The organism is Pseudobdellovibrionaceae bacterium, from assembly GCA_019637875.1.
Classification (GTDB): Bacteria; Bdellovibrionota; Bdellovibrionia; order Bdellovibrionales; family Bdellovibrionaceae; genus JAHBUW01.
In genome coordinates this window covers 51349-76658 of the sequence record JAHBUW010000004.1, presented here as the reverse complement: position 1 = coordinate 76658, position 25310 = coordinate 51349, and the positions used below count along the sequence as shown (strand labels likewise).

Sequence of the window (25310 nt, the reverse complement as noted above, 5' to 3'; positions counted from 1 at the left end):
CCTTATGAAATCATCTTTGAAAACCCTCTCGGCTTTGTCGCTGATCTCGATCATGGCGCTGGCTTCGGGCTGCGCGAAAGGTGACAAGGGCGATCCCGGAGATCCCGGTTCGGGCCGCATCGTTTCGACCATCAACTGCGGCGGCAACGTCGCGGGAACTTCGACGACCCTTGACGGAATCCGTGTTGAGTACAACGCCGTGCTGACCTCGGGTGGCGACGTTTACGTCACCGGAAATATCATCGATGAGTTGAGCCAAGTTTCGGGCACCGAATTCTACGCCGCCGGCCAAAACGGCGCCGCGACCGGCAAGGTCCTCGTGACCTTCGATCAACGCTCACCCGCCAACGGTGGAACTTGGGAGCTGACCCTGAATCGCGTGACCCTGGAAACCCTCGCGGTCTACAAAGATTCGGGTTACGCAGACGTCGTGATCCCGTTTGCGGCCTCGGCCTGCACGGTGATGAACTGGTAATACTCCGCTCTCCATATTCAATTAACCCCCCAAGGCCGGATCCCCCCTCCGGCCTTTTCTATTTTACGGATATCCGCAAGATCATTGCAGATTACCTCACCTTTTCAGAAAGCGATTTCATACCTATATTAGGGGCACACCAAGGAGGTCCCTATGACTCAATACTACCCCGCTCGCCTGCGTGGCCATGCCGACCACGGTTGGTTGAAATCCGCCCATAGTTTTTCGTTCGCGGATTTCTACGATCCGGGTCGTATGGGCTTTCGTTCGCTTCGGGTCATCAACGATGACCGCGTCGAAGGCGGTCAAGGTTTCGGCATGCACCCCCATCGCGATATGGAGATCATCACCTACGTCGTGGAAGGGGCGCTTCGGCACCGTGACTCGATGGGTACGAGTGAAGTCATTCGCCCTGGCGAAGTGCAACGCATGAGCGCCGGCGCCGGCATCACGCACTCGGAGTACAACGAGAATACGAACGACACGGTCCACCTTTACCAAATCTGGATCATGCCGAAAGTGCGCGGCGGAAAATCGACTTACGCGCAGAAGTCCTTCGACGAGGCCTTGAACAAAGAAGAAAAAGTTCTCGTCGTCTCGGAGGACGGACGTGACGGTTCGATCGCGATCAAACAAGACGCGGAGTTGTGGGTCAGTCGACGTCCCGCGGGTAGCACTTTGGAATTCCCGATCCGTCAAGATCGCGGCGTGTGGGTGCAAGTCGTGAAAGGCGAACTGAAAGCTGGAGAACACACTCTGCAACCGGGCGACGCGTTGATTGTTCAGGAAGAGTCCATGCTCCAGCTACGGTCGTTGACCGAGTCCGAGACTTTGATCTTCGACCTCAACTAAAGTCTTCGGCGCGCGTCACCTGACGCGCGCCATTTCCTGGCCGGTGGTCCAGTCCCCTCCACTGCGGAGCTTGGCCACGGGTTCGGTATCAAACGACTTGATTTCGTAAAACGTCCCCGGGAAAATTAGGGCCATGAGCCGCCCGAGCATCACGATTATCCCCCCGCTTCTCGAAAAATCCCTTCAAAACGCGTTCAAAGTCATGATGAACGCCAACGCCAAAATCGGCCGCATGAGCATGGACGCCTCGGTCGCGTCCAAGTTCCGCATCGATTGTTTAAGCACGATCACGCTGAACTCCTCGACGCTGGCCGGGACGTTGTCCCTGGGCTTCGGGTCGCCGGCGTTTCTGGCGCTCTTAACGGCGATGCTCGGTGAGCCCTACACCGAAATCACGCCCGAAAATTCCGATGCCGCCAGCGAGCTTTTGAACATCGTCTACGCGAATTCGCGCAAAGAGATGAACGAGGCGGGCTTCGATTTCGAACCTTCGATCCCGACAACCGTCATCGGCACCGCGCTGCACCTGGCGAAATCAAACCTGGCCGGTCAAGCGCTCTTCTTCGAGGGCGAAAGTGACTTCGGCCCCTTCCTGATGACGTTGTCCTTAAAAGCCAAAACCGCCTAGTCGATCCGGTACTGGGGCTTCAGGGCGAACTCCATGAAGCTACGGACGCGTGGGTCGACAAAACGCTGCGGCGGATACACGAAATTCAACGTAAAGCTGCCGAAGCTCCACTGCGGCAGCACGCGCACCATCTTTCCCGACGCTTCATCGGCGGGGCACAAAAAGCGCGGGATCAAACCGATCCCGTCGCCCGCCTGCACGAAGATCTTCAACATCTCGACGTCGTCGACCGCTAAACGTCCGTCGAATTTCACGTCGAAGTCGTCCTTCCCGTTCGTGAACCGCAGCGTCTCGGGCAGCACCGTGAACCGCATCAGCTGGTGGGATTTCAGATCGCGGGGATGTTTCGGCGCGCCCATTTTTTTGATGTACGCGGGCGACGCGTAGAAGTGTCCCTGCGTTTCGATAAACTTGCGCGCGATCAAATTGGAGTCGTGAAGTTTACCGGCGCGCACGGCCAGGTCCACTCCTTCGGTCACCAAATCCACCCGCCGTCCGGTCAGGATCATCTCGATTTGCGTTTTCGGATACTGCTTCAAGTAGTCCCGGATGATCGGGGCCAAAAGCAGGTGGCCGGCATCCACGGGAGCCGTGATCCGCAGAAGTCCTTCGGGCGCCGTTTTGGAGCTCGCGATTTCACTTTCCCCCGCCCGCACCTCTTCGAGCGCGCGGACGCAGCGTTTGAAGTAGGCCTCGCCCGCCGAAGTCAGATTGAGCTTTCTGGTCGTACGATGGATCAGTGTCACGCCAAGACGTTTCTCGAGCTGAGCCACTTTGCCGCTGACCGTCGTCACGGGCATTTTCATGACCCGCGCCGCGCCGCTAAAGCTGCCGACCTGGGCCACCTTCACGAAGACATCGATGCCGTCCAAGTTCAAAACGCGCCCCCTTTGGAAAACACCATTATACGGTTATCCGTAAGATAATTCCAGAATTAACGATCTAATCAGGAGTCCCGGTCGGGGGTAGCCTGAATCCGTCTTGAAAGAGATTTTGAATACGAACTAAAACTCAAGGAGCTTCATCATGAAAATGTCCCTCGCCACCCTGACCGTCGCCCTGGCGCTGCCGGTTCTGTCTTTCGCCAAAGTGCAAATCGCCCCGGGCACCTACAACATCGATCCGATGCACTCGAAAATCGGTTTCGAAATTCCCCACTTGGTGATTTCGACCGTGGAAGGGAAATTCGAAAAATTCGACGGTAAAATTGTCGCCGACAAAGACCTTGCGAAATCTAAAGTCGAGGTCAACATCGACGCCGCGTCGATCAATACCGCCGTCGAAAAACGCGATGAGCATTTGAAAAGTCCCGACTTTTTTGACGTCGCGAAGCACGCCAAACTCAGCTTCGTTTCGAAAAAAGTCACCGTCACCGGAAACGGTTTGAAGATTCAGGGCGCCCTGACCATCAAAGGCGTCAGCAAAGACGTGACCCTTGATGCGAACTATCTGGGACAAGTGAAGGACGGTTACGGCAACGAGAAAATCGCGTTCAAAGCGAAAACCAAGATCAACCGCAAAGACTTCGGTCTGACTTGGAGTAATATGGTCGAAGCCGGCCCCGTCGTCGGCGACGAAGTCGAAATCCAACTCAATATCCAAGCCGCTCTCGCGAAGTAATCAATGCGCGTGCGCGGACATCCTTTCGCAGGTGTCCGCGCAGTCCCGACACTGACGCGCGCAGGTTTTCATCTGCTCGTCGTCCCCCGCCAGCCGCGCGCACTCTTCGGCGCAATCGCGGCAAACCTTGGCGCAAAGTCCACACATCTCCGCATGAAATTCCGATTTGTACGCCATCAAGCGGACCGCGGCGTCGCAGGTCTCGGCGCAAACTAACAAACGACGGATATGATCTTCACTCGCGTGGGGGCCGCCCATGCTCAGACAGTGCGGCACCAGCGAACGACACAACTGCGCGGAGTGCTGACAATTCTCGAGACATTCGGCCATCAGAAGATCGTGAGCGGCATGCGCCTCGGCGGTGGGGAATTTTGTCGTCTCGTCGTGCTTCATCGTCGTTGCCATGAGGACTCCCTTCGGTGCGCCGGATCTTCCCGGCGGACCATGACCCCGCAAAATCGGCGCCGTGAAAAACGCGTCCATTAACCCCAATCGGGCGAAGATCCGTCCTAACGAGTGTCCCCGTTCGCTATAGAACGAATTCCAACCACCCAAAAATCCACCGAAAATCCCGTCCCGGGGGTATTTTTCCCTTGCCGCGCGGGAGTCCAGCTTGCAAAAACGCCTGAAAGGCGAATGGAGGTTCCCATGGCAGAACAGAAGTCTCCCCGGCGCGCAGTCCTGAGCGGCGCTATTTTCGGTGGTGTGATCGGTATCGCGGTCGCCCTGGTTCAAGTGGTCCTTTTCATGGCAGGTACGACCAGCTACAACGTCTCTGGAATTTCCGAGACCGTCACGACGGCGGGTTCGAGCGATTTCACGGGCTTCGTGGCGCTTCCGCTGCTGATCGTGCTGGGCTTCGCGGGCGCGGGCGCCGCGCTGGCCTCTCGTGCAGCGAAACCCCCGGTCGCTTCCGGCTCTCCCTACGCGTGATGGGGACGTCGAGCCCCCTGAATTCTTGGCAGAAAGTCGCGCTCGCCACCGGGATCGTCCTGGTCGCGAGCGTCGGCATTTTTGCTGGCTACACTCTCTTGTTGTCGCGGGACTTCAAAGTGATCTGCGACGCTTACTCGCGCGGCCCCGAGCTCGCACTGAGCGAAGACCCCGCCGCGATCGCTTACGAAATTTCCCGCTATATCGATGGCCACACGTTCACACGTCCCGCCCGCCAGGCGGTTAACGCCATCGCGTTCGCCAGCGCCGACGATCAATACCAGCTCTTACAGCTTGCGGCCTCGCAGTCGGGGCAAAAGGACTGGGAATGCCCAGCGATGCGCGAGTATCTGGCGAAAGCCGCGCGCCCTGCGGAACCCGTCACGGCGCCGACGGGCACCCCCGAAGCGGCCGAGTAACCGAAGGAATTCCGATGTCCGAAAAGTCCGCCGACCTGCGGGTCGTCACCTATGATCCCCAATACCTTCCCGCGTTCATCGCCCTGAATCGTGAGTGGATCGAAAAATTTTTTAAGATCGAATCCAACGACGTCTTGCAGCTCGAGAACGCCGAAACCGCGATTCTTCAGCGCGGCGGCGAGATTCTTTTCATTCTGGATGGCGCAGAAGCGATCGGCACCTGCGCGATGATCCCCCACGGCGAAAGCGAATATGAGCTCGCGAAAATGGCGGTGTCCCCCAAAGCGCAAGGCCGGGGCGCGGGCGATTTGCTGATGCGGGCCGCGATCGGTTGGGCACGTGAACGGGGCGCGCGCGAAGTCGTCCTGATCTCCAACACCCTCTTGACGCCCGCGATCGCCCTTTACAAAAAGCACGGCTTCGAGACGACCCGACTAGGTCCCCATCCCGATTACGAACGCGGCGACATCGAGATGCGTTTACGCCTCTAGCGACCGCGAGGAAAGACCTCGACGCGCGCACGATGCACGGCCGGGACTTTCTCGTCCAAGATGCGCACGAGCTCCGCCGGCGCGTAGCGCACCGAACTGTGAATGAGCAAAATTTTTTGCGCGCGAATGTCGTCCAGCCGGGGGATCAATTCATCGAGATGGATATGCCCCCACTCCCGGGCCCGGGCGACGTTTCGTTTGTCGTCCCAGAACGTGCACTCCATCACGAGGACCTGACTTTCCCGCGCCTGCGCGGAATCGAGAAACTCGATCTGCGTATCCCCGGTGAACGAAAGAACGTTGGCCTCGTAGGATTCATCAATCACGGTGCCGCCATGACGAAGTCGACCGAGCTCGGACGGCGAACGCCCGCGGAACTCCTCTTTCAAGCGTTTCTTGCGTTCAAAGATCGTGTACCCGGTCGAAGGCACCCGGTGGACCGTCGGGAAGCTACGCGCGAAGTAGTCCCCCTTGAGCGGATAGTCCCGCCCCGGGAAAACAGGAATGAACTCGAAGTTGTAGGTGTGCTCTTCGACCCCCGACCAAATCCGCATGATTTCACCTAAAGGTTCGATCAAGTGCGGGGGCAAGTGGATACGGGCACGCGAGGTCCCGTGCATCGCCTTTTGCCCGATCAAATAGGGAAGGCCCGCCGCGTGGTCCATATGGCCGTGGGTGATCAGGATGTTTCCGAATGGGATTTGCCACGGCAAGCCCTGGCCGACGTCAAAAAGCGCGTCGGCGGCGGAAAAGCCCACGCTGGTCGTGATTCCCGCGAGCGAATATCCCGTCAACCGAATGTCTTGGTGGGCCCAGACGAGCCCCTTCTCGAGCGACATGGGGAGAACATTAACATTCCATTCCTGGGGCGCGGAAGAAATCTTCTTCGCCCCAGATCCGCGACGCGAGGTGCCCTCTTGGTAGCACTTCCCGACGTCGCTTAAATTGGGGATAATAATTGTTATGGAACTCACTTATTCCCACTTTTCGGATGCGATGTCCCTACTGTCCGTGGAGCACCACCGTTTCGTCGAATGTAACGACGCAACCTTGGCGCTCTTCGGATACACCTCCCGCGAGGAGTTCTTCGCAAGAACGCCTTGGGATCTGTCGCCCGAGTTCCAACCGGACGGTGAAAGCTCGCGCACCAAGGCCATGCGGATCTTGGCGCTCACGATGGAAACCGGCAGTCACTATTTCGACTGGTTGCATGTGCGTAAGGATGGGACCGAGGTCCACTGCATCGTGCTGCTGAGCCGGATCACGCATGACGGAAAAACCTATATCCAAACGACCTGCCGGGACGTCACCCGCGAAAAAACGGCGCTGCGCCAACTGCAAACCCAACAGCACGAGATGAACCAGATCATGGAGGCGCTCAATCAAACCGCCCTCGTCTGCTGGACCGACGCCGAAGGACGTATCACCGACGTGAACGACTACTACTGCATTCAGTGCGGATATCGCCGTGAAGAGCTGATCGGCGAAACCCACGAAAAGCTGATCCCGCCCGGTCGCCCGCCGGAGCTCCGCGCGCAAATGCTGGAAGTCCTAGCCCAGGGGAAGCACTGGACCGGGATTCTGAACAACCAAGCAAAAGACGGATCCATCTATTGGGTGAACACCGTCATCACGCCGATTCGCGATATGCACGGCAAGATCATGAAGTACCTTTCGATTCAGACCGACCTCACCCGCCTGACCGAAACGCAGAACAAATTGAATCACGCGCAGGAAGTGGCGCGGATGGGAAGCTGGGAATTCCACTTCGAATCGAATTCATTCACCGGGTCGCAGAACTTCTTCCGACTCTATGAAGTCAGCCCCGACCATGACGAAAGCGCCCTCGCGGACTGCGTCAAGATGCGCGTCCATCCCGACGATATGCCGCTGGTCAACGCCGCGATGAAAGAGAGTCTGGAAACTGGGAACGACTACAACGTCCGCCACCGCCTCCTCTTTGACGACGGCAGCATCAAATACTTCGACTGTCGGGCGAATCTTGTTCGGGACCGAATGGGGACCCGCTTCTTGGGAACGGCCGCGGACGTGACCGAAACCGTCTTCCGCGAAGAAAAGATGAAACAACTTCTGAACTTCAACCGCACCGTCATGGACAGCGCCGACGCGATTTTGGTTACGGTGGACCGCGACGGTGTGCTCACCGGAATGAACGAGCATTCGGTCAAAATGCTGGGGTACCAGCCCGAAGAACTTGTGGGTAAATCCACTTCAGCGATCTTTCACCTGCGCGAAGAGATGATGCAGGCGACATTGGAGCTGAACCGCGAGTTCGGGTTGAATCTCGCCAAACCTTGCTTGGACACCTTTACTTATCGCGCACGCAACGGCGTCACCGATAGTCGGCAGTGGACGCTCGTTCGCAAGGACGGAACGAATTTCCAAGCCCGCCTTAGCATCACGCCCCTACGGGATTCGCAGGGCGCAGTTTACGGATTCGTCGGGATTGCGCGGGACCTCACGCAGGAGTTGGCGATTCGCGAAGCGCTCGAGTTCGAAAAGGCCAAGTCTTTGCACAACGCAAAGCTCGCATCGCTGGGGGAAATGGCCGCCGGGGTTGCCCACGAAATCAATAACCCCCTCGCGATGATCGTGGGCTCGGCCGAGCTGCTCGAAACGGCGCGTGAGGATGCGGCAAAGTTTCAAAAGAAAATCGACATCATTCGCCGGGCCTCGGGCCGCATCGAAAAGATCGTCAAGGGTCTACAGAAATTCGCCCGCACCACCGGCACGACCGAATTCTCGGTCGTGGATCTACGCACCGTCATCCAAGACGCTTTGATCTTGGTCGAAGGCAAAGCCCGTCGCCATGACGTGACGATTTCATTCGAGGCCCAAGGTGACGCTGCCATCTACTGCGACGCCGTCGAGATCGAGCAGGTCATCGTCAATTTGCTCAACAACGGGATCGATGCGATCAAAGAGCTTCCCGAGCGCTGGATCCGCATGGAGGTTCACTCTTCCCCGACGGGCGTCACTTTGCGGGTGGTGGATGCCGGCAAAGGGATCTCTCACGATGTGGAACCGAAACTCTTCCAACCTTTCTTCACGACGAAACCCGTCGGCGAAGGCACGGGTTTGGGTCTTTCGATCGTGAAAGGAATTTTGGATCAGCACCGGGCTTCGATTCGTTTGAACCGGGCCGAAAAGAACACCTGCTTCGAGTTGGATTTCCCGCGGGCCCCGACTCCACGGAATGAGGCGAGTCTGCATGGCGCTTAAGGTTTTTTATCTCGACGACGAACCGGATCTTCTCGAGATGTTCGCGGACCTGTTCTCGAGCCCCGAGATCGAAATATCGACTTCGGCCGACGCGGTCGCGGGCCTCAAGCGTCTGCAGTCGGAAAAATTTGACGTCGTATTTTTGGACTATCGGCTTCCGGGAACGACCGGCGACGAAATCGCGAAACGTATCCCTCCGGGGCCGACGCTCGCGCTGATCACCGGGGATCTAGCCGTGCACACGGACTTTCCGTTCAAAACGATCTTCTCGAAACCCTACAAACGGGAAGAGATGCTCCAGTTTCTACGCGACCAGATGAAATGAGTCGCCCCCGAGGCTCAGGCCTCGGTCGTTTCGCCCTCGACCGCCGGGAAATAAGTGCGCTTGGGGCCGATGACGTGACCCGCGGGTAACCCCGTTCCCAGCTCCTCGGCGCGCAGCGCGCTTTCGGGCAGATTCAGCGATTGGCGAAGCTCGTTCATCGTATGCGGAACGAAGGGCGCCAGCATGATCATCAAGTTCTTCAGCACGTAGAAGCAGGTGAAGAGCGCGTCTTTGCGCTCGGCCTCGGGCGCGCGGTCGTCGTGGGGTTTGAACTGCGCGAAGAGCGAGTTGATCTGGCGCGCGTAGTTTTCCACCTGGCCCAGCAGGACCGCGTAGTCCCCCTTCTGCATCGAGCGCAGATACATCTGCACGATCTTCAAGGTTTCCGCTTCGGCCTTCCCAATCAGTTTCCCTTCGGGAACCTGGCCGCCGTACTTCGAGTGGCAGGCCGAAATGGGTTTTTCAAAAGCCGCGTTCATCGGCCCGGCCAGGAATTTGTTGCGCTCTTTGAAGTGCTCGAAGTCGAAGTTCGACGCCTTCACCGCAAGACTCAACATCGCCAGATAATAGCGGACCTGATCCGGTCCGTAGCCCATTTCAAGCAGCTGATCGCCGGTGTAGAAGTTGCCTTTGGATTTACTCATCTTTTCGCCGTTCACCTGCAGGTGATAGCAGCTCAAGACTTCGGTCATCTGCAAGTCACCCCGTTGCGGCAGCTGTTGCGGATCGTTTTTGTGACCCAGCCACATCGAGCCCTGCATGATGACGTAGAAGAAGACGTTGTCCTGTCCCAGGAACTGCACGACGGTCGCTTCGGGATCGCACCAGAAGTCCTTGAAGGACTCGGCGGAACGCCCCGATTTTTCCAGCGCCACTTGCGTGAACACGATGGGCGCGATCAGCGAATCCGGCCAGACGTAAAGGGTCTTGCCGTTCATCTCGGGATCAAGTTCGGGCGGAACCGGAATCCCCCACGACACATCACGGGTGATGGGACGATAGCCCCATTTGTCGGTGATGGTGGACGGAATGCCGTGGCTTTCCAGCGTCGCTTGCGCGGCGGCGAGGTCCGCTTTGGAGTCGAACAGGCATTCGACTTTTTTGCCGGGGACGTAGCGGGATTTGTGTTTCGGGAGCGTGTCCTTGATCTCTTTGTATTTTTCTTCGTGGACGTTTTCGAAACGACAGCCGATCAGGACGACGTTGGTCACTTCCTGAATGATGGCCGAACGCCAAGCTTTGGTTTTGGAGTCGATCCAGGTTTTCAGCGGATCGGCGACCTTCCACATGTCCAGCCACCAGTGCGCGGTCTTGCGCAGCTCGGGGGTGGCGTCGCTGATTTCACTGCGCGGGCTTTTTAGCGTCGACGGGTCAAAGGTCGTCCCGCAGGTGTCGCACTCATCCGAGTAGGCTTCGGTGGCGCCGCAGTTCGGGCAGGTGCCGCGCACGAAGCGGTCCTGCAGAAAGCGATTCGCTTTGGGATCGAACCACTGCTCGGTCACGCGCTTTTCCAGCATGCCGTTCGCGTGGAGTTTACGCAGAAAATCCTGCGAGTACTTCTCGTGCTTCGGATAGGTTTCGGGGCGCGAGGTGCCGGTGAAGACGTCGGTCTGGACCGAGTATTTCTTCAGGGTCTCTTTCTGTTTTTCGTGGATCGTGTCGATGAACTCGCGGATCGTTTTGCCGGCGCGAACGGCCGCGACCTCGCTGGTCGAACCGTGATCGTCATTGCCGTTCACGAACAGCACGTTCTCGGCGCCGATCAGCATCCGCATCCAGCGGGCGTAGATATCGGCGGGAACATGCGCCCCCGCCAAGTGCCCCAGGTGTAAGGGACCGTTCGCGTAGGGCATGCCCGCCGTGACGACGACCTTCTTCGGTTTTTTGGCCTGCTTGAGCGCGGACGGAACGTCCGTGGGCGGAGTGAATCGGTTCTCGGGTTTCGTTCCTGGCTGCGACATCGGGGGCCTCGCTAAAACCTCGATTTAACGCGAAAAAGCCACGAAAGTCGAGAATTCGCGCCGCAGTAAGGGGGCCGTCGTCGTTTACGCCACCGGAGCGGGAACCGCGCGCCGAAGGACGCGTCGAAAAACCGGTCGAAGCGCGTGGTACAGGATCCAAGCGCAAGGGGGCGTAATGAGGGCCCAAGCCATGATCGCGTACAGGCCGGCCCAGCCGTACTCCGCAAGGAAGGCGCCGAAGTCGGTGGTCATTTTCTGGAAGATCACGACGGGATGGATGGTCACGTGCGGGGCACCGACCAGCCACTCACCCAGATAAAGATAAACGGGCAAAAGCAGGATCTGCGCCGGATAAAGCAGGTAGTTCACGATATGCATGACGGGCTGGTTGCCGCGAATCAGAATTCCCGCCAGCAGGCACAGCACCGCCGTCGTCCCGAGCAGCGGAAAGACCGACACGAGAGCCGAGACCGCGCACGCGCGCGCGAGGCCTTCGGGCGAGGCGCCTTGCTTCAGCTGATTTCGAACGACCGTTTTGATTTTCGCGAACACGCTTTCGACTCCCGGTGGGGGTGCGAAGGCGATTACCTGAATTTTCGGGGCTCCGCTAGGAGAACCTTTGGGCAGGGAAAAATGCCGTGGCCTTCGAGCGATCACCGTTTAGGGGAGCAGCCCGTCGATCACCTCGGCGACCGTGCCCGTGGGGAGCGCGCCCGTCCCCGTTCCACACCAAAGCGAGAGGTGGTCGGCCGAGTCGGCCTTCGCCGAGGCCGTGCGCAGATCGCGGGTGAATTTGTTTTGCGCCGGGAACGGCAGGATCGCGTCGGGCTGGGCGTCCATTTCAAGCATGAACGGATTTTCGATCCCGCGGGCCAGGCGGCCCGAGAACGCGCGCGTGGTTTTCGTGCGGCGCTGGCCGCTTGCGAGCAGAGCCCGCCGGTGGGGCGCCGAGGTTCCCGCCTCGCGGGTGGCGAGGAAGAGCGTTCCCATCTGGACGGCGTCCGCGCCCAAACTCAGCGCGGCTTGAACGTCCGCGGCCGTCATCAAGCCCCCCGCCGCGATGAGCGGGAGTTTCACGCGCGAGCGGGTCTCGCACAAAAGATCGAGCGCCGGAATTTCGGCGTCGGGCTCCGTCGCCGAGAAAATCCCCCGGTGACCGCCCGCCTCAATCCCTTGCAAGGTGATGGCGTCGACGCCCGCTTCGGTGAGCCGCTCGGCCTCTTCGGGGGTCGTCGCCGTACCGATGACGGTGATGCCCCAGCGCTGGGCCTCGCGCAGATAGTGGATGTCGGGAATTCCGAAAACGAAGCTGAAGACATCCGGCCGAAGCGAGATCATGGCTTCGAATTGCGCGTCGAAGTCCTCTTCGAAAGGGGGCTGAAGTGAGGGGCGCGGAAGCCCCCATTCGTCGCGGTGTTTTTGTGTCGCCGCCTCTGCGCGGGCGAGCCTTTCGGATGTGACTTTCACTTCCCCCGTGGGCACGAACAGATTGATGGCGAATGAGCGCGCGGTGCGGGCGCGGACCTGATGCACAAACTCCACCATTTGCGCGGGCGTGGAATAGGCCGCGCCCATGGAGCCGAGCGCCCCCGCCTCGCAAGATGCGGCGACGAACTCAGGCGTGGACGTTCCGCCCGCCATCGGGGCGACGATCAAAGGAACGCGAAGTTTGAGTTGGCGCAGGAGCGTGCTCATGTCGGGATTCTAAACCGCACCCGCCACGAAGTCAGGCTTCGTCTGGTGAACGGAGCACCTTGGCGTCTTTAAGCGTGAGTTTGGCGAAGCTGCGTCGAGTGAGTGCGCCCCGCGACCGTGACGTCGACCTGCCCCGACTGGACCAGGAGTGACCAGCGATTGTTTTTCTCGAGCGCCTCGGAGAGTTCATCCAAAAAGGCGGGCTCCACCGCGACGATTTCGATCTCGGAGGCGCGGTGAACTTGGTTCTCTTGGATATCCGCGCGCAGGACGTCGGGATTTTTGTAGGTGAAGACCGAAACACGGGACGCGGATTTGGTCGCCTTATGTAGTTTGCGGGAGGTGGGATTCCCGATCTCGATCCACGTGGCGACGGATTGGTGCGCGCCGTATTTCAAGATGGCAGGCGCTTCGGGATCGCCCAGTCCCTGCGCCGAGAACTCAAGGCCTTCCTCGTACGCGAGCGCATAGGCCAGGACGCGGGTCAGCAGGTACGGATGAGTTTCCGAGGGATGCTGAGCGACGCGGAAATCCAGAGTCTCGTAGACGCCGCGATCCACATCCGACAGTTCGATTTGAAAACGGAAAAGCAAACGGGGCTCCTTGCCGCAGGGATCTAGACTTGCAGACTCTTCACTAGAAGCAGGCAGGGGTTGTGCTCGCCCCACAGTGTTTTGAATTCCTCGAGCGGAGTGAAGCCCACGCGCAGGTAGAAGTTCCGCGTCTGATCGTATTCGTTGTTCGGGCGCGAGGCACTGAGGGTTTTCACCGTCAGGAATTTGAAGCCTCGCCCGCGCAGATCGAATTCGATCGTCTGCAGCAGCTCACGTCCGAGGGCTTGGCGATGAAAGCGCTCCACGATGCCCATGACGTGGATCTCGGCGGATTCGGGGAAGTGCACGTTGACGCTGGCGAAGCCGATGAACTCGCCGTCTTTTTGAACCGCCCAGGTGTCCATGGGTTTCACATCGTTCGCGTAGTCGACGATGGCGGATTCGATGCCGAACCAGAGCGGCAGGCTCCGTAAAATCGAGTCGCAGATCTGACTCTTCTGTTCGGGATCGGTGATCTTCGTGATGTTCACGCTTCTCCTTGGTTCAAATAGGGATCGAAGTCGCTTGCGAGCTGATTCGTCCAGTGCTGGGGCGAGCAATAGCCCGGCGAATAGACGACTTCAATTTTAATCCGGTCGGGATCCTCGAAAAAAACGGAGTAGTAGGTCTCGTCCCCTTTGGATTCGGTTTCATAGAGGCAAGGGATCTGGTGGGGCTTCAAAACCTTCTCGACATAGTCGTCGACCGAGGATTGCGACGGAGCGTAAAACGCCAGATGGTTCAGCCCCACCCTTTTCCGGTGATAGCTCGGCGTTTGATATTTCTCTTCGACCGGTCCGAGGACGATCTTCATCTGACCGTCACTGTAAACCGTATGGGTTTTCTGACAGACGAGGCGACGCCAGCCCAGCGGCACCAGAACATGATCGTAAAAGCGAATGCTTTTCGCGTAATCGGAAACATTGAGCTCGATGTGGGACAGAAGCGTACCGGACACGGGGACCTCGTCAGGGATTCGGTGAGCGGTACACGATGCGAAAGAACTCCGTGATGACCGTGGCCTCGTTCAAATCATGAACGCCCCACTTTGCCAAGAACGGCGTGTAGATCTCGCGGTGCACGCGACGCCAATACTCCAAAGAGCCGTCCCCCTCGCCTTCGGCGGCGGCGATTTCAGGAGGAACATCTTTGAACTTGTGCATCACGATTCTTTCCGTTTTCAGAATGCAGCAGGGCTCGCCACGGCGGTTGAGGTAGATCCAGTGGTTGCCCACTTGCGGCAGCGAATCCCCCGCCGACTGAAAATCCTCGAGCAGGCTGCTGCCCGCCGTCTTTTTTCCCGCGAAGTAGAGGGCCAACAGCTCGTCGGTCAATTCCGGATTTCCCGCATAGCCCGCGCTGACGACCGCGTCGTTCGGTCGCTCCCCTTCAGGCAAGGTGCGCAGATAGCTTTCCCAATAGCTTTGCTCGACCGGATTCAGTGCCATACGTGTTTCAGTTTCGCTGATCGACGCGGGTTGATTCAAGACTTCCCTTGCGGGATTTTATTGCCTATCTTTTTTTCGAAAAGGAGATCGCCCATGAACCACAACTTCCGTCCTGGCCCCCGCAATCGCATCACCGACGTGGAATCCATTCGGGTCGGCCAAGCCGAAGACGCCAAAGTCTGGAGCGGCGTTTCGGTGATCCTTTTCGACTCGACGGCGGTGGTCGCGGCGGACGTGCGTGGCGGCGCCCCCGGAACGCGCGACACCGACGCCCTTCAGCCAAGCTGCTTGGTGGACCGCGTGGACGCGGTCGTGCTGAGCGGCGGTTCGGTCTTCGGCCTGGGCGCGTCCTCGGCGGTGACGGACATGCTGGCCTCGAAAGGCATCGGCTTTCCCATCGGTCCCGCGCGCGCGCCCATCGTACCGAGCACGGTGCTATTTGATCTTTTGAACGGCGGCAACAAAGAGTGGGGCGCGAAATCCCCCTACGCGGAGCTGGGCCTTGCGGCACTGAACGCGGCTTCGCAGGATTTCAAACTTGGCAACGCGGGTGCGGGTTACGGCGCGAAAGCCGGCGCGTTCAAAGGCGGACTCGGAAGCGCATCGTCGGTTTCGGGCGACGGCTTGCAGGTCGGCGCCATCGTTGCCGTGAACTGCGTCGGCAGTCCCGTAATGCCGGGCCAGTCCTCGCTGTGGGCGTGGCCTTACGAGCAGGCCGACGAGATGGGCGGACAACCGCTCCCGACGTCCGGGATCGACTTTCAATCCCCGGGCGAAGCGTGGACCGGCTCGCCGCTGGACAACCTCGCGCCCCGCGCGGGCGAGAACACCACGATCGGCTTGGTCGCGACGAACGCGAAACTCACGAAGTCCGAAGCCCAGCGCGTGGCGATCATGGCGCAAGACGGATACGCGCGCTCGATCCGCCCCGTGCACACGCCCTTCGACGGCGACACGGTCTTCGCGGCCTCGACGGGCGAGTGGGGCAAGGATGTGGAGTCCCGCGCCGATCTCGTGAACCGCGTGGGCCTCGTCGCCGCAGATTGCCTGGCTCGCGCCGTCGCCCGTGGCGTATACGAAGCGTCGGCTCTTGGTCCGTGGCCCGCGTACCGCGAGGTTCATGGGAAGAGTTTGCGGGTGAAGCGGTAGGGAGCGCAGCGAGCGCGCCAAACACGAGTCCCGAGCGAGAAGCCACGGCGAAGCCGTGACAGATCCATCGCCTTAGCGATGAAACAATCCCCGCCAGAACCTGCGGAGTGAGTAAAGCGAACGACAACGCGAAGTGATTTAGAGAGTCGCGGCGAAGGCCGCAACAGGACCAGCGCGAAGCGATGGGCCCAACAGACAACACCCCGCCGAATAAACCGGGAGCTGAGCGAAGCGAACGACGATGGCAGGTGATTTGGCGGGGTGGACGGGACTCGAACCCGCGGCCTTCCGCGTGACAGGCGGACGTTATAACCAACTTAACTACCACCCCGCGGCGGTAAGAAAGAGACACAAGATATAGGGAGAAAAGATCCCGCTGCCAACGCCTTTTTTTGAGCAGACCCGGCGAAGCCGCGCCGCCCTAAAGGCGGGAATCTGCCAGATTATCGGGCGTTTCGCGGCGGAGCCAGCTGAGTTCTTGGATGTGGGCCGCGAGCGCGGGGTTCTGGTCGACCATCCGCCAGAATCCGTCGAACGGCAGCTTCAGGGCGACGCCGTCCGCGAGCGCGCGGATCGAGGCCGAGCGCGGCCGGTTCTCGAAAAGCGAAACCTCTCCGAAAAACCCCGCCGGACCGATCACGTTCAGCCGCATATCGCCCGCCCGCACGGCCTCAACCTCGCCGCGCAAAACGATGTAGAAATCCTTGTCGCGATCGCCGTGTTCGATCAAAAGCTCGCCCTTTTTAAACTCGCGGAACTCGCCGTAGCTCAAAATGATCTGCAAGGTCTCGGCGGGCAGATCTTGAAAAACGCTGGAGTCGCCGAGCACGCCCGACAGCGCGATCCTCCGCTCGATCATGCGGATGTTTTCACCCTGGAAGATCCGTGCGAACTCGCTGTTCGGCATCATGAAGACGCGCAGAGGACTGAGCGCCACGACGCTCGCCGTGCGCACCGTATTTCGCAGAAGCGACATCTCGCCGAAAACCGCGCCCTTCGACAGCACCGCCAGATCCTGCGCTTCGCCGGCCTCATCCAGACGTCGCACGACGGCCTCGCCCTCGAGCAACACGAAAAGTTCGGTGCCGACGTTCCCCTGAACGATGAGGGACTGTCCGGGCTTTACGATTTGGATCACTCCGCACTCCAAAAACGCGTCCAAAGATGCCTCTGCGGCCCCATGAAAAAGCGGCGACGCTGACAGGAAACGCCGGATCTGCGCGGGATCGAAACGACGTTCGGTGCGGATCGAGCGGTTGCGCGAGAAGTCCCGCAGCGGCCGCTGGAACAAGAACAGAAAATGCCGCGCGAGAAGTCGCCACAACTCCGAGACGACCGTCGCGGTGATGCCCGCGAAAATCAGCAGCATCAAAATCACCGAGCCCCAAGCGCTTCCGCGCGTATGCCCCAGCGCGAGCCACAGATCCTGCCCGTTCGCTACGACCAGCCCGATCAAGAAGGCCAGAAAACCCGCAGACCACAAAAGACACAAGAGCGCGTAACGCAAAAGCTGACTTTCATCTTGAATCCAACGTCCGCGCTTGAAAAAAGCGAAGAGCGCGCGGTTCTCCAGATAGCTGAGCGCGCGACGCACCTTCCACTGCGGATACAAGATGCCGAAGATCTTCGAGACCTCGCCCCGACGCCGCGGATTCAGCGACAAAAACGTCATCAAGAGTCCCAGCACCGAAAGGCTAGCCGCGTTCAGGCCCGGCAAAGAAAACGCGCCCCAAAAGGCCGCGCCCGCAAGATAAAGCAGAGCCGACGTCGTGAAGTAGAAGAGCTTCACGCTTTTCAAACGGTGAGCCTCGACCGGGGAGGCATCAACATCGAGATCGATCATCAAACCGCGAAAAGCGATCCGCGTCTCGGGCCAAGAACCCGTCGCCAGAAGGTGCATCGCCACGAGCACCACACCCTTCGTCAGCCCCAACAGCGAAAGCCCCAAAAAAAGCCCCACGAAGGCGAGCTCGAAGCTGCCGTTCACCCAAAGAAAATGCCGCAAATCAAATCCCGAAAGCACGCGCAGACCCGCGAGCGCCATCGTCAGAAAACCTAGAAAATAAAATCCCGGATAGAAACGAGCCCAGACATTGCGCTCACTCCAAAGTTTCAACTCAAAAAGCCGGTACTCGAACCAACCGGGGGCGACGTCGAATTCACGCAGTTTGCGCAAAAGTCCCGCGTCGCCGGGGACCTTGCCCTCCACTTCACGCACGAACTCGATCCAATCCCGCAGCCGCACCGGACTCGACTTTTCGATTCCGTCTTGTAACACCCGCGACGGCGGCAGGCCTTTTTGGTAAGCGTCGATCAGGGGCTTCCACGCCAGCGGGAACAGCTTCCGGAAGTGAAGATCATGTGGCTTTCGCACCACGATCGACTCCCCCACCACCTGCGTCTTCAAGATTTCCGGCATGCTTTGAGTGTAAGGACATTTTCTGCGGGTTGGCAAATCCACGACGCACTTTCTTTCGGTGATTTTCCGAGACGAAATCGCTACGCTGAGCCCCTCATCCGGAGGTTCCCATGAAGTCCGTTTTACTGCCGTCAATTCTGCTTTCGACCTCCTTCGCCTTCGCGGCCCCTTTGCAATTCAACGTGAGCGGGATGCACTGCGGGGCCTGCAAGGCCGCCATCGAAAAAGAGATCTGCGCCAAGGGCGACTTCGCGAAATGCGAAGCGAATCTGGTGGACACCAAAAAACAAACCGGTGAACTGATCATCGAAACCAAACCGGGCCAAACCGCCGATAACGCGGACATCATGAAGCGCATCGAGAAGCTCGGCTACAAGGCGGAGCCGGCCTCCAAAACACCCGCAAAGAAGAAATAGTCCCGCCACCACATGCTGAAGAAGCTCGGGATCGCTTTTTTAGTTTTTGTTTTGGTCCTCGGCGCCGTGGGCGTCGGCGGCTACTTTTGGGTGAAGACCCGTTTGTGGTCGGAAATCCAAAGCGTCGCGCGCGAACACGGAGCGGAACTGCAGCAGCCCGACCTGCAACTCGGCTGGCGCGGCGGTCTTCGCTTCACGATCACGCTCAAAAATCTGCGCGGCGAACTGAAAGCCCCGCTGCCCGTCACCGGGACCTTCACGCTCCCTCTTCTGGATGCGGACGTTGAGCTGACCGACGAGCGCCGCCGCGCCGTCATTTACCACGCGAAGATCGAGGGACTTTCGGGCGACTTCCACCGCGTGGCGGGGCCCGTGGAAGAGGCGCCCCCGAAGGACGATTTCAAAATCCCGACAGTCGAAGTCCCCGCTTTCGATCGTCCCGAACTTCCCCTCGCCGTCGATCTGCGTGACCTCGATTTGCAAACCGCAGAGATCCGCTTCCGCCAAACCGGCGAAGGCACGGAGCTCGAAGCGCGATCCACCGGCACCCGCATCAAAATCTCGGGACAAGCCGACGAACGCCAAACGAACTTCGCCGGCAGCGTTGACCTCAAACCCCTGCGGGTCAGCCAAAGCTCGACCACTCCCGAAGGCACGAGCCAAGCCCGCGCCGAGGTCCGCTCCGTCCAACTGAACTTCGAATCCAAATCCCCCGAGGCGGCGCCCCGGCGATTGCAACCCAAACTCGAAGCCCGCGCGGAATGGTCCCAACTCCAATTCGCGAAAACGCCGAAGGTCGGCACACCGCTGACTCTGGAAGACGGCGGCGGCGAGTTCACCGCCCAGGCCGAAGGCGCGGATTTTCAGATGCGCGGCCAAGGAAAGAACCTGCGCGCCTCGCCACTCAAGAAACCCACCGACTGGGGCTTTGAGCTGAAACCCCTGGCCCAGACCGCCACCGAACGGGCTTACCGCATGACCGCCACCGTGCCCGGTCTTTTGGATTTGAAGTTGAACGCGCGCGTTCCCGTGAACTTCGACCCCGCGACGCCCGAACTCAAAGCCGACGGCGAGGTCTCGGCGCATTCGGATCTGAGCCTTCTCGTGCTGGATCAGAATCCCTCGCCCTGGAAGTCGCGCCTGGATGGCAAGTTCAACGCGCGCCTGGCCCGCTCGGGCGACGTCAGCCTGACGATGCAGCTCCGCGGGGACGGCGTCTCGCTCGATCTGCAAAGCGAGCTCAATCCCCGTGCGCAAGAGGCGCAGGCCACGGGCTTCGTCTCGCTGCACTTCAAGGATAAACAGTTCCAGTATGCGGGCATCAAACCCCAGGGCCGCGTCTCGGCGCCCTTCAAACTTTTGCTGCGCCAGAAACGAAAGTTCTTTTTTGAGAGCGAACTTCGGTTGGGCGCCTTTTCGGTGGCGACCCCCGATCTGCGCATCGAGGCCATGCAGGGCTCGCTTCCCGTCAAGCAAGCCTGGTCGTACGTGGACGGACGCTGGACGCTCTCCCCGAAGCTTTCGCCGAACGCCTTTGGGCGCGCGGACTTCGAATCCTTCGAGCCTTTGGACACGCGCCTGAATCAGCTGCGCATCGCCCAGATCGTTTACCAGAAGCGCAATTACGGTCCGGTGTCGCTGGATCTGAAGTTCGAGCAGAATCTTCTTCGCTCGGGCTCTTGGTCCGCGGTCGTGGGTCAAGGCTCGATCGAAGGGGCGCTGCAGGCGGATCTCTCGCTCGACAATCCCCGCATGGGTCTTTTGATGCGCGCCTTCGACGTGAAGCTCGAGGAGCTTCTGCCCGAATCCATGTTCCGCTCGGCGCAAAAATCCGAGCGCGGGCTTTCGTTCCGCTTAGGCATGGACTGGGATCTGGGGAAAGCCACTGCGGTGGGACGTCTGGATTGGAGCGAAATCAACTCCGCCCAGGTCCTGCAGGTTCTGGATTTCCTGGATCCGCAATTCGAGAACGCGACCTTCAATCAAGCGCGGATGGTCCTCGCGCAAGCTTACCCTACCCGCGTGCAGGTCGAGATGCGCGGGCCCGTCGCCGACGTTCGCATCAGCACCAATCTCGTGGCCTTGCCCGAAGTGCGCAACGTCGCCATTTCGCCCTATCTCGTGAAAGCGAATGAAGCCCTGTATTCCAGCGAAGTCTACCGCAACCTCCGAGCCTCGGGGAAACCCGCCGTGCGAAAGGAACCCTCACCATGAAACGTTTCGTCCAAGTCCTCGCGTTGACCTTCACTTTCGTTTCGATCAGCGCCTGCGCGCCCAAAGTTTACGTCATCGACCGCGCGACCATTCTGGAAGAGGAATCCGGCGGCACCTGGCCGAACGTGGATCAGGCGCAGCGCCAGAAGTTGCTCAAGACATCGCCCACGGCGCAAAAGACCTCGGACCGTTCGGGACAAAAGGAAAAGCTCACCCGCATCCTCGAGCCGGATGAGTCCGTTTCGGGTCAGGCTTCGGGTCCATCTACCAACGCCCCCACTCAACGCTAAGCCGAGGCCCATCATGAAATCCTTGATGAACGTCGCATGGATGTCGCTTCTCGCGCTGAGCGCAAGCCCGGCCGGCGCGCAAAACGCCGCGCCCGCCCCCAAACCCACCATCGTCACCACGCGCGCGGCCGCGCTGATGCAGACCGTTCGCCTGGACCGGCTGACCTTCGGACCCGACGACAACTTCCAGCCCGCGCCGTTCTCGGACGGCCGATCACTTCTGTTCACGCGCAAAGCGCATATGAATCCCGTTCTTGAAATTCTGGACATCAACCGCCGCGAGCTTTCGAGCTGGCGTTCGAATTTGCGCGACGTGGACTCGGCCTCGGTGCACGCTTCGTCCGGGCAAGTGGTCTTCCGCTCGCTGGAGCGCACGCCCGACGGCGAGATCTGCCTGACGAACGCCATGTCCGAATCCGTCAGCTGCCTGAAACTTCTGAACGGAGAAAAATCCTCGCCCTTCTGGATCACCGACACCAAGATCGGCTTCGTCCGCAAAGAGCGCGGCTCGGCGAACGTGACCCTCGAGGTCTACGACACCCGCTCGCAGCAAAGCCGGACGCTCAACAACTCCAAACTCTTTCACCCTTCAGCGTCCATCGACGGTCGTCTGATCACTTGGGTCGAACGCCTGGCCCGCCAAGGCGAGCAGCAGAAGATCCAGTACGCGAGCTTCGACGGCGAACGTTTGGGCGAGCTCTGCACCCCGCGCATCGCATGGCCGGGACTGTCCGCGTACCCGCGCTTTTCCCGTGACGGAAAGTTCCTCGTGTTCTCGCATTATCTGGCGGACACCAATCAGGACGGCCGCATCGATGGCGATGACAACTCGATCCTCGCGCGCATTCCGCTGCCGGCGAAGGGCTGTCCCACCGAAACGCAGTTTCCCGAGCCGCTCACCTCGCTTGCGGAGAACTGCAGTCAGCCGGGGCTTTCGCCCGACCGCATGATCGTCGCCTGCGCCTTCGAAGGATCGCTGGATCTGTACGCGCTTCCCGAAACGGGCGTCATCCCCACGGCGTGGACGGAAAGTGAACTTCTGTCGGCGCACTTCTCGGCCCGCACCCCCGAAGACCGGCTGCTCTTCCTGCTGACGCTCGCCGCGCGCGCGAATGCGAATTCCGCGATCTCCCGCCCGCTTCTTCTGCGCGGGGTCTTCGGTCAAGCGCTGCTCATGAACGACGAAGCCGGCGGACTCGAGTGGTTACGCGAACTGCGCACGCGGGGCGCGGGCCTTTCCACTGCGGAAGCCGCGACCTTTGACAAAATCCTGAAAAACGGAGCCGCGCGCCGCTCGGAACCTCCCGGTGAATTGTCGCTGACCTTGCGCCAGTCCCTCGAGAACTCACTCCGCGGACTTGCGGGTTCCAGTTTTCTGGAGGCCGTCGGTCGCGCCAGCACCCACCGCATGATCGGCGGCCCGGGCTCTTTGGCGAAAGCCCGTGCGGAGCTCATGAAAGCCGCCGCACGCCCCGCAGAGAGCGATCTGAGTTTCCTGGCCTTCAGCCACGAATGGCAACAGACCGGCGATCTGGATGAAGCTCCCTATCAAGAGCGCCTCGCGAAAACCAAAATGTCCGAGCCCAGCCAGCTCATCTACTGGGCGAAGAGTTTGGAGCGGATGGAGAACGCGAAAAATCGCGAAACCCAACTCCATCGCTGGGCGAACGCGAAAGATCTGTCCCCCGCGGTCCGCAAGCTCCTCGAACTGGAGCTGCTCGCGATGAAGGTGCAAAAGGGCGAAAAAGACGCCTACCTGAACTTCGATAAGGTTATCACTCCCGTCCGCGATCAGTCCGTGCTCGTGCGCTTGGCCGCTTACCGCGCCATCCACTTGTGGACCGCGTCCGATCGTCTGCAAGAGGTCGAGTGGATCACGACGAACCTTTTCAAGTTCATTCCCGCCCACACTCTGGAGTCGACCTACGCGAAAGAGTATTTCATCGCGACGAGCTTCGATCGCGGCTACGAACACATCCGTTTGGGTCAACCGCAGGCGGCGCTGGGCCACTTCTACGGCGCGGTCGTCACGACCGATAACCTCGAAGCGCACTGGGGCTACCTGACCCAGATGGTCGCCGCCGGCCGCGAAAAGCTGATCGACGCGAACATCAACGAGCTGAAGAAACGGAACTTCATCAACGAAACCGAAAACCTCGTCCGTTTGTACGCGGAGCTCGCCCGGCTGAAGGGCGCTCTTCCCGAGGACTCGGCGGGCTGGCTCAGCAAAGTGGAAAAAGCCGAACCCCGCCCCGACGCCTTCGCGAGTTTCCTGCGCGGAAGCGTGCGGCTGCAACGAATCCTCGAAAAACCCGAGATCAAAGAAGACGAACGCCGCGAGGAACTCGAAAAGGCGCGCGTGGAGTTGATCCTCGCCCTGGACGGCGCGCGCAATAACGAACGCCTGAAAGCGCAAACGTTGACCAACCTGGGACTTCTGGGAAATCGCGCGAAGAGCTGGGGGCCCGCACAGAAATGGTGGCAGGAGCGCCTCGAGATGCCTTTCCTGGATGAGGACTCGCGCTTCCTCGCGCTGTACCTGCGCGCGCAGGCTCTGGTGGGTCTGCAGGACTTCCATCAAGCCAGCGAAATCCTCGATGGCTTGAAACTTCCCGCCGGACACTTCCTGGAGGCTCCGCTGCGCCATCTGCGCATCCAAGCCGCGGCCTATGCCGGTCGTCACGAGAAGGTCCTGGAGCTGAACGCGCTCAGCCCGAATCCTTATCAAGACATGAACGATCTGAAGCGCGGTCTTCTGGTCGGTCGCTCTTTGGTCGCGCTTGAGCGCACCACGGCCGCCTGCCAAACCTTGACCGCGGTCAAAGAGGGCCTGGCGCGCGTGAATGCGGGCGCCCTTCCCGAACACCCCTCGGGCCAGAACCCGCGCCGACTGCGCATCATCAACGCCGGTTACCTCGCCCGCTGCGAAACCGGAACGACCGCGGCCCGCACGCGTTTGGCCGAGCTGCAATCGCTTCTGCAGATTCCCGTCGAAGAGCGCAAAGCCCTCGCATTTTTCGAAACGAGCTTTCTGGAGACGCGCATGAAAACCCAGGTGCGTTTGTGGCTCGCGCACGGAGATCTATCCAACGACAGCGTGGCGGCCTACCTTCTGGATCTCGAGGCCCACCGCGCGGCCGCGGGACAGTTCGTGAACCTGGGCCAATTCGAAGCGCTCTACGCTTTGGGTTCGCTGACCCTGACCGCCAAGACGCGGCCGGAAGGCGCACCTTTGGAAGAACTCAAGACGCGGATGGATTCATTCTTGAGTTCATCGCGTAAATCTTTGACGACCTCGGATCTGCTCGTCGCGCAGCGAGTGAAGATGGAGGCCGTCCGCTGGAAACTCGACGGCATGAAGGCCGACGACTTCCGTCGCCGCCTCGAAGCCTCCGAGGATCTGACGGGGCTCGGCGCCCGCAACGCCTTCCTCGCCAAGCAGGTTCGCGAAGCCCTCGAATGGATGCAGGCGCTTTAACCGCCGCCGCGTTTTCAGAGTACGCCGGAAACGAGAAAGGGTGACCACCGGTCACCCTTTTTTATTTCTGGATTAGATTTTCGGATTAGCGCGCGGCGCCCGCGTTGATCCAGGCTTGGAGGCTGGAGCGCTCGGCGGCGGAGAGGTTCACGAGCGACAGGTGGGCGGTCGGCGGCTGGCAGCCGTTCGAGCCCGCAAAGTTGTTGTGGTTGTCCTCACTGAACAGGACGCCCAACAGATAGGAGTTGGTGGCGTCACCGGGAACGACGCGCCGGACCCCGCCGCACTTGGAGGGGTTCGACGGGATCTGCACGGCCACGTTGATCAGGCCGGCGTAAGCCGCGTCGGCGCTGGTGAAATCCAGGTTCGTGCCCGAGGAGGATCCCGCGCCCGCATGGCAGTTCATGCAGGTCACGCTAAACGAAGCGTTATAGACCTGCGTGAAGCTGTTCGCGTTGGAATCCGTCTGCTGAGCACAACCCGCGAGGAACAGCGTGAGGGCGGCACCGGTGCCGAGAGCGAGGAGCAAAATTTCCGAACGGCCGAAATTGATTTTCATGATTCTCAGCTTTCTTTCAACTCGGGCCCTTCGTCAATTCCCGACCGAGGGGCGTCGCGGACCCAGTCCTTTTTATCGGAGGACCGGCACCGGGTCTTGATC

At 60.0% G+C, this 25310-nt stretch carries 26 protein-coding genes and 1 tRNA gene; 14 read left to right on the top strand and 13 right to left on the bottom strand.

Annotated features, from left to right (window positions below):
• Positions 1 to 4 precede the first annotated feature (4 nt).
• From KF767_06875 to KF767_06865, 3 genes are all read left to right on the top strand, one after another.
• Positions 5 to 475: a hypothetical protein gene (locus KF767_06875; GenBank protein ID MBX3017591.1), complete on the top strand. Its 471-nt coding sequence runs from the start codon at positions 5 to 7 to the stop codon at positions 473 to 475.
• A 153-nt stretch (positions 476 to 628) separates the two neighbouring features.
• Entirely contained in the window at positions 629 to 1327 is a 699-nt protein-coding gene (locus KF767_06870; protein ID MBX3017590.1) for a pirin family protein, read from the top strand.
• A 133-nt stretch (positions 1328 to 1460) separates the two neighbouring features.
• Positions 1461 to 1955, top strand: coding sequence for a chemotaxis protein CheX (locus KF767_06865; protein ID MBX3017589.1), 495 nt, complete (start codon positions 1461 to 1463; stop codon positions 1953 to 1955).
• On the opposite strand, the gene KF767_06860 is transcribed toward KF767_06865, so the two are convergent.
• Complete coding sequence (locus KF767_06860) at positions 1952 to 2833, bottom strand: LysR family transcriptional regulator (protein MBX3017588.1); 882 nt, start codon at positions 2831 to 2833, stop codon at positions 1952 to 1954. The genes KF767_06865 and KF767_06860 overlap by 4 nt on opposite strands.
• A gap of 148 nt (positions 2834 to 2981) precedes the next feature.
• On the opposite strand from KF767_06860, the gene KF767_06855 reads away from it, so the two are divergent.
• Positions 2982 to 3575, top strand: coding sequence for a YceI family protein (locus KF767_06855; protein ID MBX3017587.1), 594 nt, complete (start codon positions 2982 to 2984; stop codon positions 3573 to 3575).
• On the opposite strand, the gene KF767_06850 is transcribed toward KF767_06855, so the two are convergent.
• Positions 3576 to 3980, bottom strand: a complete 405-nt coding sequence (locus tag KF767_06850; protein MBX3017586.1) for a four-helix bundle copper-binding protein — start codon at positions 3978 to 3980, stop codon at positions 3576 to 3578.
• A 243-nt stretch (positions 3981 to 4223) separates the two neighbouring features.
• Between KF767_06850 and KF767_06845 the strand changes: the two genes are divergently transcribed.
• The 3 genes from KF767_06845 to KF767_06835 are packed head-to-tail and all read left to right on the top strand — an operon-like array spanning position 4224 to position 5418.
• Positions 4224 to 4508 (top strand): hypothetical protein, encoded by a 285-nt coding sequence (locus tag KF767_06845; GenBank protein ID MBX3017585.1) that lies wholly within the window; start codon positions 4224 to 4226, stop codon positions 4506 to 4508.
• Positions 4508 to 4927: a hypothetical protein gene (locus KF767_06840; GenBank protein ID MBX3017584.1), complete on the top strand. Its 420-nt coding sequence runs from the start codon at positions 4508 to 4510 to the stop codon at positions 4925 to 4927. Before KF767_06845 ends, KF767_06840 begins: the two co-directional genes overlap by 1 nt.
• A 14-nt stretch (positions 4928 to 4941) precedes the next feature.
• Entirely contained in the window at positions 4942 to 5418 is a 477-nt protein-coding gene (locus KF767_06835; GenBank protein MBX3017583.1) for a GNAT family N-acetyltransferase, read from the top strand.
• Here KF767_06835 and KF767_06830 read toward each other — a convergent pair.
• Positions 5415 to 6257 (bottom strand): MBL fold metallo-hydrolase, encoded by an 843-nt coding sequence (locus KF767_06830; protein MBX3017582.1) that lies wholly within the window; start codon positions 6255 to 6257, stop codon positions 5415 to 5417. The two genes, KF767_06835 and KF767_06830, sit on opposite strands and share 4 nt — an antisense overlap.
• A 124-nt stretch (positions 6258 to 6381) precedes the next feature.
• Between KF767_06830 and KF767_06825 the strand changes: the two genes are divergently transcribed.
• Together KF767_06825 and KF767_06820 are read left to right on the top strand one after the other, a co-directional pair.
• The gene (locus tag KF767_06825) at positions 6382 to 8661 is read left to right on the top strand and encodes a PAS domain S-box protein (GenBank protein ID MBX3017581.1); all 2280 of its coding nucleotides are present in this window, start codon (positions 6382 to 6384) and stop codon (positions 8659 to 8661) included.
• On the top strand, positions 8651 to 8986 hold the full coding sequence (locus tag KF767_06820) for a response regulator (protein MBX3017580.1): 336 nt from the start codon (positions 8651 to 8653) through the stop codon (positions 8984 to 8986). The genes KF767_06825 and KF767_06820 overlap by 11 nt, the downstream gene beginning before the upstream one ends.
• 14 nt (positions 8987 to 9000) lie before the next feature.
• On the opposite strand, the gene KF767_06815 is transcribed toward KF767_06820, so the two are convergent.
• The 7 genes from KF767_06815 to KF767_06785 all read right to left on the bottom strand — a co-directional run bounded on the left by KF767_06815 (position 9001) and on the right by KF767_06785 (position 14683).
• Entirely contained in the window at positions 9001 to 10947 is a 1947-nt protein-coding gene (locus KF767_06815; GenBank protein ID MBX3017579.1) for a class I tRNA ligase family protein, read from the bottom strand.
• Between the two features lie 84 nt (positions 10948 to 11031).
• Positions 11032 to 11499 (bottom strand): DUF2062 domain-containing protein, encoded by a 468-nt coding sequence (locus tag KF767_06810; protein ID MBX3017578.1) that lies wholly within the window; start codon positions 11497 to 11499, stop codon positions 11032 to 11034.
• Between the two features lie 108 nt (positions 11500 to 11607).
• Positions 11608 to 12642, bottom strand: a complete 1035-nt coding sequence (locus KF767_06805; protein MBX3017577.1) for a nitronate monooxygenase — start codon at positions 12640 to 12642, stop codon at positions 11608 to 11610.
• A gap of 68 nt (positions 12643 to 12710) precedes the next feature.
• Positions 12711 to 13292, bottom strand: coding sequence for a YaeQ family protein (locus KF767_06800; protein ID MBX3017576.1), 582 nt, complete (start codon positions 13290 to 13292; stop codon positions 12711 to 12713).
• Positions 13259 to 13726 (bottom strand): GNAT family N-acetyltransferase, encoded by a 468-nt coding sequence (locus tag KF767_06795; protein ID MBX3017575.1) that lies wholly within the window; start codon positions 13724 to 13726, stop codon positions 13259 to 13261. Before KF767_06795 ends, KF767_06800 begins: the two co-directional genes overlap by 34 nt.
• On the bottom strand, positions 13723 to 14193 hold the full coding sequence (locus KF767_06790; GenBank protein ID MBX3017574.1) for a VOC family protein: 471 nt from the start codon (positions 14191 to 14193) through the stop codon (positions 13723 to 13725). The genes KF767_06795 and KF767_06790 overlap by 4 nt, the downstream gene beginning before the upstream one ends.
• Before the next feature lie 10 nt (positions 14194 to 14203).
• Positions 14204 to 14683 (bottom strand): ASCH domain-containing protein, encoded by a 480-nt coding sequence (locus KF767_06785; GenBank protein ID MBX3017573.1) that lies wholly within the window; start codon positions 14681 to 14683, stop codon positions 14204 to 14206.
• A gap of 93 nt (positions 14684 to 14776) precedes the next feature.
• Between KF767_06785 and KF767_06780 the strand changes: the two genes are divergently transcribed.
• Entirely contained in the window at positions 14777 to 15832 is a 1056-nt protein-coding gene (locus KF767_06780) for a P1 family peptidase (protein ID MBX3017572.1), read from the top strand.
• Positions 15833 to 16086: 254 nt separating this feature from the next.
• On the opposite strand, the gene KF767_06775 is transcribed toward KF767_06780, so the two are convergent.
• Positions 16087 to 16163, bottom strand: a tRNA-Asp gene (locus KF767_06775).
• A 90-nt stretch (positions 16164 to 16253) separates the two neighbouring features.
• On the bottom strand, positions 16254 to 18251 hold the full coding sequence (locus KF767_06770; protein MBX3017571.1) for a cyclic nucleotide-binding domain-containing protein: 1998 nt from the start codon (positions 18249 to 18251) through the stop codon (positions 16254 to 16256).
• Between the two features lie 110 nt (positions 18252 to 18361).
• Here KF767_06770 and KF767_06765 point away from each other — a divergent pair, with 110 nt between their 5' ends.
• The 4 genes from KF767_06765 to KF767_06750 are packed head-to-tail and all read left to right on the top strand — an operon-like array spanning position 18362 to position 24649.
• On the top strand, positions 18362 to 18667 hold the full coding sequence (locus KF767_06765; protein MBX3017570.1) for a hypothetical protein: 306 nt from the start codon (positions 18362 to 18364) through the stop codon (positions 18665 to 18667).
• Between the two features lie 12 nt (positions 18668 to 18679).
• Positions 18680 to 20881: a hypothetical protein gene (locus KF767_06760; protein MBX3017569.1), complete on the top strand. Its 2202-nt coding sequence runs from the start codon at positions 18680 to 18682 to the stop codon at positions 20879 to 20881.
• Complete coding sequence (locus KF767_06755) at positions 20878 to 21171, top strand: hypothetical protein (protein ID MBX3017568.1); 294 nt, start codon at positions 20878 to 20880, stop codon at positions 21169 to 21171. The genes KF767_06760 and KF767_06755 overlap by 4 nt, the downstream gene beginning before the upstream one ends.
• A gap of 13 nt (positions 21172 to 21184) precedes the next feature.
• On the top strand, positions 21185 to 24649 hold the full coding sequence (locus KF767_06750) for a hypothetical protein (GenBank protein ID MBX3017567.1): 3465 nt from the start codon (positions 21185 to 21187) through the stop codon (positions 24647 to 24649).
• An 85-nt stretch (positions 24650 to 24734) separates the two neighbouring features.
• Here KF767_06750 and KF767_06745 read toward each other — a convergent pair whose 3' ends face one another.
• Positions 24735 to 25208 (bottom strand): hypothetical protein, encoded by a 474-nt coding sequence (locus KF767_06745; protein MBX3017566.1) that lies wholly within the window; start codon positions 25206 to 25208, stop codon positions 24735 to 24737.
• Between the last annotated feature and the right edge of the window lie 102 nt (positions 25209 to 25310).

Bases quoted from the DNA above. Each gene is read 5' to 3' on its own strand.
- KF767_06875 (MBX3017591.1), top strand. From the start codon at position 5: ATGAAATCATCTTTGAAAACCCTCTCGGCTTTGTCGCTGATCTCGATC.
- KF767_06870 (MBX3017590.1), top strand. From the start codon at position 629: ATGACTCAATACTACCCCGCTCGCCTGCGTGGCCATGCCGACCACGGT.
- KF767_06865 (MBX3017589.1), top strand. From the start codon at position 1,461: ATGAGCCGCCCGAGCATCACGATTATCCCCCCGCTTCTCGAAAAATCC.
- KF767_06855 (MBX3017587.1), top strand. From the start codon at position 2,982: ATGAAAATGTCCCTCGCCACCCTGACCGTCGCCCTGGCGCTGCCGGTT.
- KF767_06850 (MBX3017586.1), bottom strand. From the start codon at position 3,980: ATGGCAACGACGATGAAGCACGACGAGACGACAAAATTCCCCACCGCC.
- KF767_06845 (MBX3017585.1), top strand. From the start codon at position 4,224: ATGGCAGAACAGAAGTCTCCCCGGCGCGCAGTCCTGAGCGGCGCTATT.
- KF767_06840 (MBX3017584.1), top strand. From the start codon at position 4,508: ATGGGGACGTCGAGCCCCCTGAATTCTTGGCAGAAAGTCGCGCTCGCC.
- KF767_06835 (MBX3017583.1), top strand. From the start codon at position 4,942: ATGTCCGAAAAGTCCGCCGACCTGCGGGTCGTCACCTATGATCCCCAA.
- KF767_06830 (MBX3017582.1), bottom strand. From the start codon at position 6,257: ATGTCGCTCGAGAAGGGGCTCGTCTGGGCCCACCAAGACATTCGGTTG.
- KF767_06825 (MBX3017581.1), top strand. From the start codon at position 6,382: ATGGAACTCACTTATTCCCACTTTTCGGATGCGATGTCCCTACTGTCC.
- KF767_06820 (MBX3017580.1), top strand. From the start codon at position 8,651: ATGGCGCTTAAGGTTTTTTATCTCGACGACGAACCGGATCTTCTCGAG.
- KF767_06815 (MBX3017579.1), bottom strand. From the start codon at position 10,947: ATGTCGCAGCCAGGAACGAAACCCGAGAACCGATTCACTCCGCCCACG.
- KF767_06805 (MBX3017577.1), bottom strand. From the start codon at position 12,642: ATGAGCACGCTCCTGCGCCAACTCAAACTTCGCGTTCCTTTGATCGTC.
- KF767_06785 (MBX3017573.1), bottom strand. From the start codon at position 14,683: ATGGCACTGAATCCGGTCGAGCAAAGCTATTGGGAAAGCTATCTGCGC.
- KF767_06780 (MBX3017572.1), top strand. From the start codon at position 14,777: ATGAACCACAACTTCCGTCCTGGCCCCCGCAATCGCATCACCGACGTG.
- KF767_06770 (MBX3017571.1), bottom strand. From the start codon at position 18,251: ATGCCGGAAATCTTGAAGACGCAGGTGGTGGGGGAGTCGATCGTGGTG.
- KF767_06765 (MBX3017570.1), top strand. From the start codon at position 18,362: ATGAAGTCCGTTTTACTGCCGTCAATTCTGCTTTCGACCTCCTTCGCC.
- KF767_06760 (MBX3017569.1), top strand. From the start codon at position 18,680: ATGCTGAAGAAGCTCGGGATCGCTTTTTTAGTTTTTGTTTTGGTCCTC.
- KF767_06755 (MBX3017568.1), top strand. From the start codon at position 20,878: ATGAAACGTTTCGTCCAAGTCCTCGCGTTGACCTTCACTTTCGTTTCG.
- KF767_06750 (MBX3017567.1), top strand. From the start codon at position 21,185: ATGAAATCCTTGATGAACGTCGCATGGATGTCGCTTCTCGCGCTGAGC.
- KF767_06745 (MBX3017566.1), bottom strand. From the start codon at position 25,208: ATGAAAATCAATTTCGGCCGTTCGGAAATTTTGCTCCTCGCTCTCGGC.